Source organism: Geobacillus thermodenitrificans subsp. thermodenitrificans DSM 465 (assembly GCF_000496575.1).
Taxonomy (GTDB): Bacteria; Bacillota; Bacilli; order Bacillales; family Anoxybacillaceae; genus Geobacillus; species Geobacillus thermodenitrificans.
In genome coordinates, this window is the sequence record NZ_AYKT01000025.1 from 1 (window position 1) to 10,744 (window position 10,744).

The following is a 10,744-nucleotide window of genomic DNA, read 5'->3' on the forward strand; positions in this document are numbered from 1 at the left end:
CCCCTGCAAGAGTAGGTCGCTGCTAGGCAATTCCATTCACCAGGGAGTAGCAACACGCCTAATTCCCTTTTTTCTTTTTTATGAGCCTAATTATACTAGGACTGTCCTTCAGGCTAAGCAAACGGTCTGATCAGGACAGTCCTTTTTGTCATCTCGACCCCGGAAGTGGAAATGGGAGAGCGCTCAATAGGTTCTTTTCGTGTCAATCTCGTTTTTGACGTTGAAAGTGGCAACATGATGTTTTGTTATGGTACAATTTCAAAAGCGAGAGTGAAGATGATAAAATGGAATAAGGTGGAACGTGATGGAGCAGTTGGAACTTATAGTGCATTCCCCTAAAGAGACAAAGGAGATCGCCCGACGACTAGCGGAACAGCTTGAGCCAGGAATGGTCATCGCCTTGGAAGGCGATTTAGGTGCAGGAAAGACGACATTTACGAAAGGGATTGCTGAAGGGCTAGGTATTACACAAAATGTCAACAGTCCGACGTTTACGATTATTAAGCAATACGAGGGGAGACTCCCGCTTTACCATATGGATGTGTACCGTCTTGAGGACGAGTGGGAAGACCTTGGGTTTGATGAATATTTTGCCGGCGATGGCGTTACAGTCGTTGAATGGGCGCATTTGATTGCAGGTCAGCTGCCGAACGAGCGGTTGACGGTTCATTTGTATCACCATGGCGATAGTGAACGAAAATTAGTGTTTGAACCGTTAGGGCAGCGTTACGAACAGTTATGTAAGGAGATTTTTGCGTCATGAAGATATTAGGAATTGATACTTCAAATATGCCATTGGGTATTGCCTTGATGGATGGGAATGTCATTAAAGGGGAAATCATCACGAATGTGAAAAAAGATCACTCAGCCCGGGCGATGCCGGCCATTGAATCGTTGCTTCGGCAGTGTGGGATTACCCCAGACGAGCTTGATTTGATCGTTGTTGCTAAAGGACCGGGATCATATACAGGGGTGCGGATCGGTGTAACGATTGCGAAAACGCTTGCTTGGTCGCTAGGCATCCCGATTGCCGGCGTTTCGAGCCTCGAAGTGCTCGCCGCTAATGGCCGTTATTTTCCCGGAGTGATCGTTCCGCTATTTGATGCGCGGCGCGGACAAATTTATACTGGTCTTTATCGTTATGAAGGCGGTGTGCTCCGCTGCCTTGAGGAGGACCGGATTGTCGCTGCTGATGAGTGGGCTCATCAGTTAAGTCAGCAGGGAGAGGATGTATTGTTAGTTGGTGTGGATGCGCCGTTATATAGTGAACTGTTTCGAAATCATTTAGGCGAGCGCGTTCATGTTGCCCCACCATCGTTGGCGTTGCCGCGCCCGAGTGAGTTAGTTATGCTTGGAAAAGAAAAAGAACGCGAGAACGCCCATGCGTTTGTGCCGAATTATATCCGTCTTGCCGAAGCGGAGGCGAAATGGCTCGCGAAACAAAAAGGGGAAGGAACCGATGGGGATCGATGTACAATTTCGTCCAATGACCATCCATGACATTGACGAGGTCGTACAAGTAGAACGGGCGTCGTTCACCGCACCGTGGAGCCGCGAGTCGTTTTATAATGAGCTGATGTACAATCGTTATGCCAAATATATCGTTATGGTGCACCGCGGACGGATCATCGGATATGGCGGAATGTGGCTTGTCATCGATGAAGCGCATGTGACAAACGTAGCCGTATTGCCACAATTTCGAGGGCAAAAACTTGGTGAAGCGCTGATGCGCCGCCTCATGGATCTCGCAAAACAGCATGGCGCGGTGACAATGACGCTCGAGGTACGTGTGTCCAACCATGTTGCCCAATCGTTGTACCGTAAGCTCGGGTTCCGCAATGGCGGCATTCGCAAACGGTATTATCCTGATAATTTTGAAGACGCACTAGTAATGTGGGTGAAATTGATATGAACGAAGACGTATACGTATTAGGCATTGAAACAAGTTGCGACGAAACGGCGGCAGCCGTTGTGAAAAATGGAAAAGAAATTGTATCGAATGTCGTCGCCTCACAAATGGAAAGCCATCGTCGATTTGGTGGTGTCGTGCCGGAGATCGCTTCGCGCCATCATGTCGAGCAAATTACGCTTGTGATTGAGGAAGCAATGCAACGAGCCGGGGTATCGTTTTCCAACCTTGATGCCGTGGCCGTGACAGCGGGGCCGGGCCTTGTCGGGGCGCTCCTTGTCGGAGTGAATGCGGCGAAAGCGCTGGCGTTTGCCCATGGGTTGCCGCTTGTCGGGGTGCATCATATTGCTGGCCATATTTACGCCAATCAGCTAGTGGCTGAGATGAAGTTTCCGTTATTAGCGCTTGTCGTTTCGGGCGGGCATACGGAGCTTATCTACATGGAAGAACACGGGAAGTTTACAGTGATTGGCGAAACGCGCGATGATGCCGCCGGTGAGGCGTATGATAAGGTGGCGCGGGCTTTGGGTCTTCCGTATCCAGGGGGACCGCATATCGACCGATTAGCTCATGAGGGCGAACCAGTCATTGATTTGCCGCGGGCGTGGCTTGAGGAAGGATCATATGATTTTAGTTTCAGCGGCTTAAAATCGGCGGTGCTCAATACGCTTCATAACGCAAAACAGCGCGGTGAGGAGATTGACCCGAAACACATGGCTGCGAGTTTTCAAGAGAGTGTTGTCGATGTGCTGGTGACCAAAACGGTGCAGGCGGCGAAACAGTACCGCGTTCGGCAAGTGCTGCTGGCCGGTGGGGTGGCGGCCAACCGCGGGCTGCGGTCCGCGCTACAAGACAAAATGAAGGAGCTTCCGGGCGTTGAGCTCGTTATTCCACCGTTGTCGTTATGCACCGATAATGCGGCGATGATCGCTGCAGCAGGAACAGTGCTGTATTGGCAAGGCAAGCGGTCTGATTTGGCTCTCAACGCCAATCCGGGCTTGCCGCTTGTTTAGTGTAAGAAGGGAAATAAAGAGGGGAAGACAGGGCGGTTGCTTGCAGCAGGCGAGCAAACCGCCTTTTTTGTTTGTGGGAACAAGCTTCGGCTGCTTGCGGCGAAAAGGGACTGTGTATATTTTTATCCACAGGTTGTGGACAATGTGGAAAAGATGAGAAAACACCATAAATATAAGGAGAATAAATACACAACGGTTTTTGCACAAAAAAAGAATTTTTTTGTGGATAATGTGGAAAAGTTGGTGAATAACTTATATTTCATAGGTGTGATTGTGAATTGTTTTGTGGATAATGTGACTAACTTAAAAACAGCCCGCCAAAATAACGGGCGGGCTATCGGTTAGAGTGAAGAGTAAAGCTGTTCCCATTCAGCCAATAACTTTTCGACTTGCCGTTTTCGTTCCTCGTTTTCTTGCGATAACCGTTGTACTGTTTCATAATCGCCATAAATGGACGGATCACATAGCTGTTGTTCCACTTCAGCGATTTGCGCCTCAAGTGTTTCGATCTCGGCCTCGATTTCATCTAGACGGCGCTGGCGCTGGCGCTGCCGTTTTTTCTCTTCCTTTTCTTGCTTATAAGCGGATTTGCTCGATTCGTTGCTATCCTGCGTTTTGTCAGGACGGGCGTCAAGGCGCTCCAATTCGCACATCTCCGCTTTTTTGGCGATGTAGTAATCGTAGTCACCTAAATATTCGGTGAGGCCATCGCTCGATAGCTCAAACAGCTTTGTCGCAATCCGGTTAATGAAGTAGCGGTCGTGGGAGACGAACAAAATGGTGCCTGGATAGTCGATGAGCGCTTGCTCGAGCACCTGTTTGCTATCGAGATCCAAATGGTTGGTTGGCTCGTCCAAAATAAGAACGTTCGCTTTTTGGAGCATCAGTTTGGCGAGCGCTAGACGCGCTTTTTCCCCACCGCTTAACGCCGAGACTGGTTTTAAAACGTCATCTCCGGAAAACAAAAAGTTACCGAGCACGGTACGGATTTCCTTCTCGGTTTTATCTGGGTAGTCGTCCCATAGCTCATCCAGCACTCGTTTATTCGATGACAATTCGGCCTGATTTTGATCATAATAGCCGATTTGGACGTTTGAGCCGTAGCGAAGCTTTCCCGCTTGGACAGGAAGCCGCTGCGCGACCGCCTTTAGCAATGTTGATTTACCGATGCCGTTCGGTCCGACTAAGGCGACGCTTTCTCCTCGCGTGATGCGAAAGCTGATTTGGCGGATGACAGGTGTTCCTTCGCCGTAACCAACGGCTAGTTCCTCAGCGGTGAGTACTTCATGGCCGCTCGGCCGTTCAATTGTAAAGGAAAAGGATGCCGATTTTCCATCGCCAGTGGGGCGTTCAATCCGTTCCATTTTTTCTAGTTGTTTTCGACGGCTTTGCGCGCGTTTGGTCGTCGAGGCACGGGCGATGTTGCGCTGAATAAAGTCTTGCAGCCGGGCGATTTCTTCTTGCTGTTTCTCATATCGTTTTAATTCTTGTTCATACTGTTCGGCCCGCTGCTCCAAATAGCGGCTGTAGTTGCCTGTATACCGCTTGAGCTTCGTGTTGGATAGCTCGTATACTTCCGTGACGACTTTATCCAAAAAATAGCGATCATGGGAAACGAGCAGGACGGCACCGGGGTACGCCTGCAAGTATTGTTCCAACCAGGAGAGTGTTTCAAGATCCAAATGGTTGGTCGGCTCGTCCAAAATCAACAAATCTGGCTTAGACAATAGAAGCTTCCCGAGAGCGAGACGTGTCCGCTGCCCACCGCTTAATGAGGAGATAAGCGTTGTTTTATAATCATAGGAAGAAAACTGCAGACCGTGTAAGACCGAACGGATGTCGGCTTCATATTGATAGCCGCCCTGTTCTTTATATTGTTCTTGTAGTTCGTCATACGCTTTGAGTATTTTTTCATAGCGGGCAGGGTCAGCGAGTACATCCGGGTCACCAAGTTGGGAGCCGAGTGCTGCTAGCTGCTTTTCGATGGCTAGAAGTGGCGCGAACACTTCGAGCATCTCGTCCCAAATAGAGCGCGACGAGTCAAGCCCGCTATTTTGTGCCAAATAGCCAATCTTAATATGACTAGGCTTGATGATTTCGCCGCTGTCATAAGAAAGTTCTCCGGCGATGATTTTTAACAATGTCGATTTTCCTGCGCCGTTGCGGCCGACGAGGGCGATTCGGTCACGGGATTGTACTTCTAGTTTTATATTCGATAAAATAAGGTCAGCGCCAAAATATTTCGTGAGCTGGTGCACTTGCAAAATGATCATGTCATTTCACCTCTCGGAATAGTTTAACGTATGTCGCCAAAACGGTCAAAGACAGATAAACAAAAATCGTGTATAGTGTATAATTGGAGGAGATTGTTTTGTCGTCGTTTACTCATTTCAATGAGCAAGGCCGCGCGAAAATGGTCGATATTACGAACAAGGAAGATACGGTGCGGGTCGCAGTGGCACAAACGAGCGTCACCGTCAGCGAAGAGATTTATGAAAAAATGACAAACAACGCCATCGAGAAAGGTGACGTGTTGGCAGTGGCCCAAGTGGCCGGGGTGATGGCAGCGAAAAAAACAGCCGATCTCATTCCGATGTGCCACCCACTCATGTTAAAAGGCGTCGATATCGCATTTTCGTGGGAAAACGAAGCGGATGCATATAAACTCGTCATCACCGCAACAGTGAAAACGAAAGGGAGCACAGGGGTGGAAATGGAAGCGCTGACGGCCGCCTCGGTATGTGCGTTGACGGTGTATGATATGTGTAAAGCACTTGATAAAGGGATGATCATCGGTCCGACGTATTTGGTCGAGAAAACGGGCGGGAAGTCCGGCCATTATCGACGGAAAACCGATTAGCTGGGGGATGAAATGATGAGTAACGAACAACCAAAAATTCCGCAAGCAACCGCGAAGCGGCTGCCGCTGTACTACCGGTTTTTGAAGAATTTGCATGCGTCAGGAAAACAGCGTGTGTCCTCCGCCGAATTAAGCGAGGCGGTCAAAGTCGATCCGGCGACCATCCGCCGCGATTTCTCGTATTTTGGCGCGCTCGGCAAAAAAGGGTATGGGTATAATGTCAATTATTTGTTGTCATTTTTCCGTCGGACGCTTGAAGAGGATGAAGTGACGGAAGTCGCCTTGTTCGGTGTCGGAAATTTAGGTACGGCCTTTTTAAACTACAATTTTTCCAAAAACAACAATACAAAAATCGTGATGGCGTTTGATGTTGATGAACAGAAAGTGGGGACGACCGTCGGCGGCGTGCCGGTTTACCATCTCGATGAACTTGAGGAGCGGCTTTGCGGAAACATTCCGGTCGCCATTTTAACTGTGCCAGCCGTCGCGGCTCAAGCGCTGACTGACCGCCTTGTCACCCAAGGGATTAAAGGCATTTTAAACTTCACTCCGGCACGGCTGAATGTGCCGAAACATATTCGCGTTCATCATATCGATTTAGCCATTGAATTGCAGTCGCTCGTCTACTTTCTGAGAAACTATCCATTGCCATCATAAAGGAGAGAATGAAGCGTGAAATACATTTTGATTGTCCTTGTGATTTTGTTGCTGTTTGGCACGAAAAAATTGCCGGAGCTAGGACGGTCGGTCGGCCAGTCGTTGCGCGAGTTTAAAGACGCGACGAAAGGGCTGACTGATGACGAGGAAAACAAAACTGACCGATGACAAGGCAGGATGGGGAAACGATGAACAACAAAGAAATGTCGGTGTATGAACATCTTGGTGAACTGCGGAAGCGGCTGATCATTGTACTCCTCTTTTTTGTCACGGCGCTCGTTGCCAGTTTCTTTTTTGCTGATGATGTCATTGTCTATTTGCAGCAAACGGCTGAGGCGAAGCAGTTGACGATGAACGCCTTCCGTCTCACTGATCCGATTAAGGTATATTTTCAGTTTGCCTTCGTGATCGCTGCTGTGCTGTCCGCCCCGGTGTTGCTGTACCAAATTTGGGCGTTTGTCAGCCCAGGATTGTATGAAAAAGAGCGGAAGGTGACACTCAGCTATATTCCGGCATCGATTTTTCTTTTTTTAGTTGGCGTCGGTTTTGCTTATTTTGTCTTGTTTCCGTTTGTCGTCCGGTTTATGAATGAGCTTGCTGATCGACTGGACATCCAACAAATGATTGGCATTAACGAATATTTTCAGTTTTTGCTCCATCTCGTGCTGCCGTTTGGTATCGTGTTTCAGCTGCCGATCGTCGTCCTGTTTTTCACCCGCTTAGGGCTCATTACGCCGCAGTTGCTTGTACGCATCCGCAAATACGCGTATTTGGCATTGCTGATTTTGGCGGCAGCCATTACACCGCCTGATGTGTTGTCGCAGGTAATCGTCATGATTCCGCTCACGCTTTTATACGAAGGAAGCATCTGGATCGCCAAAATTGGCTACCGAAAGGCGCAGTTGGCGGCGGAACAAGAAAGCAGTGAGTAAGATCGTGCACAGCAAAAAGAGAGTGGTTATACAGAAAAAACCCTCCCCCAATGGGAGGGTTTCAACGTTTTGGGGCGAAAAACAGGCGGAAGGCGGTGCCAAAATCAAAGGCGGCAAACGCCGCCAAGGCGATAGTCGAAACGTTCCAAACCGTTTCATGAGCGCTTTTGATCGCCAAATACGTAAACAATACACCTAGGATGAAATACGGCAGTGAAAACAGCCGCGGCCGGCTCGTCATAGCCACAACCTCCAAAGCGCCAGCGGCAGTCCAGCTTGGCGCATCATTTTTTCTAACTCATCAGCCAACAAGATTTGAACTACGATCACAAACGTATTCATCGTCACATGGGCGAAAATCGGCACTAAAATGCGGCCGGTTTTCGCATATAAAAAGGCGAACGTCAGTCCCATTGCCGTATACAACAGCAAATGTTCCGGTTCCATATGGGCAATGGCAAAAAGAAGCGAGCTCACGAGCGCGGCCGGCCAAAAGTGATATTTTTCATAAAGAGAGCCAAAAATGATTTTGCGAAAAACAATCTCTTCCAAAATCGGGCCGATAATAGAAGCAACGATGACTAATAGCGGCGTCAAGCGGATGATATCAATGATTTGCCTTGTGTTTTCCGAACCCGGTTCAATGCCGAGCAACCGCCATTCAATATTGGCGGCGATGCTTTGGGCGATAAGTGCCAAAAAGACGCCAGAGATTGCCCACATCGATGACGAAGCGAGGGGAAGCTGTCGCATCCCTCGTTCATCGCGGACGCCGCGAAGCAGCCATAAAATGATGATTAAAGCCGCTAGAAAGCTGATGACCGCCCAATACCCGGAAGCAATCTTGGCGGCTTCGATAGGGCTTTTTGCGCTTTGGCCGATGCCGAGAGCATGCAGAAGCGGCACACCGATAAAGGAGGATAGCTGCATGGCGATGTATGTGATGATGACATACCAGTAATGGCGTTTCAAATCCTCTTACCCCTTTATTCAAATATATCCGTATTGTAACACATGTTTGGTGAAATGATAAGAAAAGCGCGTCAATGGAAGTTGATGCAGTCAACATAAAAAATGTCGAGTGCTGTTTATCGGTTTTGGAAATGTGCAATAATGAAAACGGGTTTCATGCCGGCGGATCCTAGGGTTAACAGCTGTTCAACTCATGTATTCTTTTTTCTCGGAAAAACAGTTATTTTTTTGTATTTCCTACTTGCAAAACTGAGAGAAGTTCATTAATATTATAAGTGTGTTAGCACTCGATAGTAACGAGTGCTAATAAGAACGGCGAAAACTATCGTTAAGGAGGTCGTTTCCCGTGTTGAAGCCATTAGGCGATCGCATTGTCATTGAAGTCGTGGAAACAGAAGAAAAAACGGCTAGCGGTATCGTGTTGCCGGATACGGCCAAAGAAAAACCGCAAGAAGGCCGCGTTGTAGCTGTTGGCACAGGCCGTGTGCTTGATAACGGTCAACGCGTTGCGCCGGAAGTTGAAGTCGGCGACCGTATCATTTTCTCGAAATACGCCGGCACGGAAGTTAAATACGACGGCAAAGAATACTTAATTTTGCGTGAAAGCGACATTTTAGCTGTCATCGGCTAATATATGCGTTTATGACATAGATATTCCAAAAACATACTTACTATTTCATACTTAATCTTTCTAGTATGCGGTTTCACTAATTTATAAGGAGGTAACGGGGTAATGGCAAAAGAAATTAAGTTCAGCGAAGAAGCGCGCCGTGCGATGTTGCGCGGGGTGGACAAACTCGCAGACGCAGTAAAAGTCACATTAGGTCCGAAAGGCCGCAACGTCGTATTGGAGAAAAAATTCGGTTCTCCGCTCATCACGAACGACGGGGTAACGATTGCGAAAGAAATCGAGCTTGAAGACCCGTTTGAAAACATGGGTGCGAAATTGGTCGCTGAAGTCGCTAGCAAAACAAACGACATCGCTGGGGACGGAACGACAACGGCTACTGTATTAGCGCAAGCAATGATCCGTGAAGGGTTGAAAAACGTTGCTGCTGGCGCCAATCCGATGGGCATCCGTCGCGGGATTGAAAAAGCAGTGGCTGTTGCTGTAGAAGAATTAAAAGCTATCTCGAAACCGATCAAAGGAAAAGAGTCGATCGCCCAAGTTGCTGCGATCTCGGCTGCTGACGAAGAAGTCGGTCAATTGATCGCTGAAGCGATGGAGCGCGTCGGCAACGACGGCGTCATCACCCTCGAAGAGTCGAAAGGTTTCACGACAGAACTCGACGTTGTCGAAGGAATGCAATTCGACCGCGGTTACGTTTCGCCGTACATGATTACGGATACGGAAAAAATGGAAGCTGTTCTTGAAAATCCGTACATCTTAATTACGGATAAAAAAGTATCGAACATTCAAGAGCTGTTGCCGGTTCTTGAACAAGTCGTTCAACAAGGCCGTCCGCTCTTGATCATTGCTGAGGACGTCGAAGGTGAAGCGCTCGCGACCCTCGTTGTTAACAAACTGCGCGGTACGTTCAACGCTGTTGCTGTAAAAGCACCTGGCTTCGGTGACCGTCGCAAAGCGATGCTCGAAGATATCGCGATTTTAACTGGCGGCGAAGTCATCTCTGAAGAGCTTGGTCGTGAACTGAAATCGACAACGGTTGCATCGCTTGGCCGTGCGTCGAAAGTTGTTGTCACGAAAGAAACGACGACAATCGTCGAAGGTGCTGGCGATTCTGAGCGCATTAAAGCACGCATTAACCAAATTCGTGCGCAACTTGAAGAAACTACTTCGGAATTCGACCGCGAAAAACTGCAAGAACGCTTGGCAAAATTGGCTGGCGGCGTAGCAGTGATCAAAGTTGGTGCGGCGACAGAAACTGAGTTGAAAGAACGCAAACTGCGCATCGAAGACGCGCTTAACTCGACTCGTGCTGCTGTAGAAGAAGGTATCGTTGCTGGTGGCGGTACGGCATTGATGAACGTCTACAGCAAAGTGGCTGCGATTGAAGCTGAAGGCGATGAAGCAACGGGTGTGAAAATCGTTCTGCGCGCCATCGAAGAGCCGGTTCGTCAAATCGCGCAAAATGCTGGTTTGGAAGGCTCGATCATCGTTGAGCGCCTGAAAAACGAAAAAGCAGGCATCGGCTTCAATGCTGCAACAGGCGAATGGGTAGACATGATCGAAGCGGGTATCGTTGACCCAACGAAAGTAACTCGTTCGGCATTGCAAAACGCTGCGTCTGTCGCTGCTATGGTCTTGACGACAGAAGCGGTCGTTGCCGACAAGCCGGAAGAAAACAAAGGTGGCGCCAACCCGGGTATGCCGGACATGGGCGGCATGATGTAATCCACCTAGTCAAAAAAGGAACACTGGGAATATTCCCAGTGTTCC

General features: G+C 48.8%; 14 protein-coding genes. 11 read left to right on the plus strand and 3 right to left on the minus strand.

Annotated elements, in window-relative coordinates; all coding sequences use genetic code 11:
- Nucleotides 1-304: 304 nt before the first annotated feature.
- The 5 genes from tsaE to DSM465_RS18470 are packed head-to-tail and all read left to right on the plus strand — an operon-like array spanning nt 305 to nt 3,267.
- On the plus strand, nt 305-763 hold the full coding sequence (gene tsaE / locus DSM465_RS0116615; protein WP_008882028.1) for a tRNA (adenosine(37)-N6)-threonylcarbamoyltransferase complex ATPase subunit type 1 TsaE: 459 nt from the start codon (nt 305-307) through the stop codon (nt 761-763).
- Entirely contained in the window at nt 760-1,500 is a 741-nt protein-coding gene (gene tsaB / locus DSM465_RS0116620; protein ID WP_011886671.1) for a tRNA (adenosine(37)-N6)-threonylcarbamoyltransferase complex dimerization subunit type 1 TsaB, read from the plus strand. Before tsaE ends, tsaB begins: the two co-directional genes overlap by 4 nt.
- Nucleotides 1,460-1,912: a ribosomal protein S18-alanine N-acetyltransferase gene (rimI, locus tag DSM465_RS0116625; protein ID WP_008882026.1), complete on the plus strand. Its 453-nt coding sequence runs from the start codon at nt 1,460-1,462 to the stop codon at nt 1,910-1,912. The genes tsaB and rimI overlap by 41 nt, the downstream gene beginning before the upstream one ends.
- Nucleotides 1,909-2,922, plus strand: a complete 1,014-nt coding sequence (tsaD, locus tag DSM465_RS0116630) for a tRNA (adenosine(37)-N6)-threonylcarbamoyltransferase complex transferase subunit TsaD (RefSeq protein WP_008882025.1) — start codon at nt 1,909-1,911, stop codon at nt 2,920-2,922. Before rimI ends, tsaD begins: the two co-directional genes overlap by 4 nt.
- Before the next feature lie 36 nt (nt 2,923-2,958).
- Nucleotides 2,959-3,267 carry a hypothetical protein gene (locus DSM465_RS18470; RefSeq protein WP_008882024.1) on the plus strand — a complete coding sequence of 103 codons (309 nt, stop codon included), beginning with the start codon at nt 2,959-2,961 and terminating at the stop codon, nt 3,265-3,267.
- Here DSM465_RS18470 and DSM465_RS0116640 read toward each other — a convergent pair.
- Nucleotides 3,264-5,195, minus strand: a complete 1,932-nt coding sequence (locus tag DSM465_RS0116640) for an ABC-F family ATP-binding cassette domain-containing protein (RefSeq protein WP_029761822.1) — start codon at nt 5,193-5,195, stop codon at nt 3,264-3,266. The genes DSM465_RS18470 and DSM465_RS0116640 overlap by 4 nt on opposite strands.
- Nucleotides 5,196-5,293: 98 nt before the next feature.
- On the opposite strand from DSM465_RS0116640, the gene moaC reads away from it, so the two are divergent.
- The 4 genes from moaC to tatC are packed head-to-tail and all read left to right on the plus strand — an operon-like array spanning nt 5,294 to nt 7,371.
- A complete protein-coding gene (gene moaC, locus DSM465_RS0116645) occupies nt 5,294-5,782 on the plus strand; it encodes a cyclic pyranopterin monophosphate synthase MoaC (RefSeq protein ID WP_029761823.1) in 489 nt (162 codons plus the stop codon).
- 15 nt (nt 5,783-5,797) lie between these two features.
- A complete protein-coding gene (locus DSM465_RS0116650; RefSeq protein ID WP_011886673.1) occupies nt 5,798-6,439 on the plus strand; it encodes a redox-sensing transcriptional repressor Rex in 642 nt (213 codons plus the stop codon).
- Nucleotides 6,440-6,454: 15 nt separating this feature from the next.
- Nucleotides 6,455-6,607 (plus strand): twin-arginine translocase TatA/TatE family subunit, encoded by a 153-nt coding sequence (tatA, locus tag DSM465_RS0116655; protein ID WP_008882020.1) that lies wholly within the window; start codon nt 6,455-6,457, stop codon nt 6,605-6,607.
- A 20-nt stretch (nt 6,608-6,627) separates the two neighbouring features.
- Nucleotides 6,628-7,371 carry a twin-arginine translocase subunit TatC gene (gene tatC / locus DSM465_RS0116660; protein ID WP_008882019.1) on the plus strand — a complete coding sequence of 248 codons (744 nt, stop codon included), beginning with the start codon at nt 6,628-6,630 and terminating at the stop codon, nt 7,369-7,371.
- 61 nt (nt 7,372-7,432) lie between these two features.
- Here tatC and DSM465_RS0116665 read toward each other — a convergent pair whose 3' ends face one another.
- Nucleotides 7,433-7,612 (minus strand): DUF4305 domain-containing protein, encoded by a 180-nt coding sequence (locus DSM465_RS0116665; RefSeq protein ID WP_008882018.1) that lies wholly within the window; start codon nt 7,610-7,612, stop codon nt 7,433-7,435.
- Entirely contained in the window at nt 7,609-8,343 is a 735-nt protein-coding gene (locus tag DSM465_RS0116670) for a CPBP family intramembrane glutamic endopeptidase (protein ID WP_008882017.1), read from the minus strand. The genes DSM465_RS0116665 and DSM465_RS0116670 overlap by 4 nt, the downstream gene beginning before the upstream one ends.
- A 346-nt stretch (nt 8,344-8,689) precedes the next feature.
- Between DSM465_RS0116670 and groES the strand changes: the two genes are divergently transcribed.
- Together groES and groL are read left to right on the plus strand one after the other, a co-directional pair.
- A complete protein-coding gene (gene groES, locus DSM465_RS0116675; protein WP_008882016.1) occupies nt 8,690-8,974 on the plus strand; it encodes a co-chaperone GroES in 285 nt (94 codons plus the stop codon).
- Nucleotides 8,975-9,076: 102 nt separating this feature from the next.
- Nucleotides 9,077-10,699 carry a chaperonin GroEL gene (gene groL / locus DSM465_RS0116680; RefSeq protein ID WP_029761824.1) on the plus strand — a complete coding sequence of 541 codons (1,623 nt, stop codon included), beginning with the start codon at nt 9,077-9,079 and terminating at the stop codon, nt 10,697-10,699.
- Nucleotides 10,700-10,744: the final 45 nt, after the last annotated feature.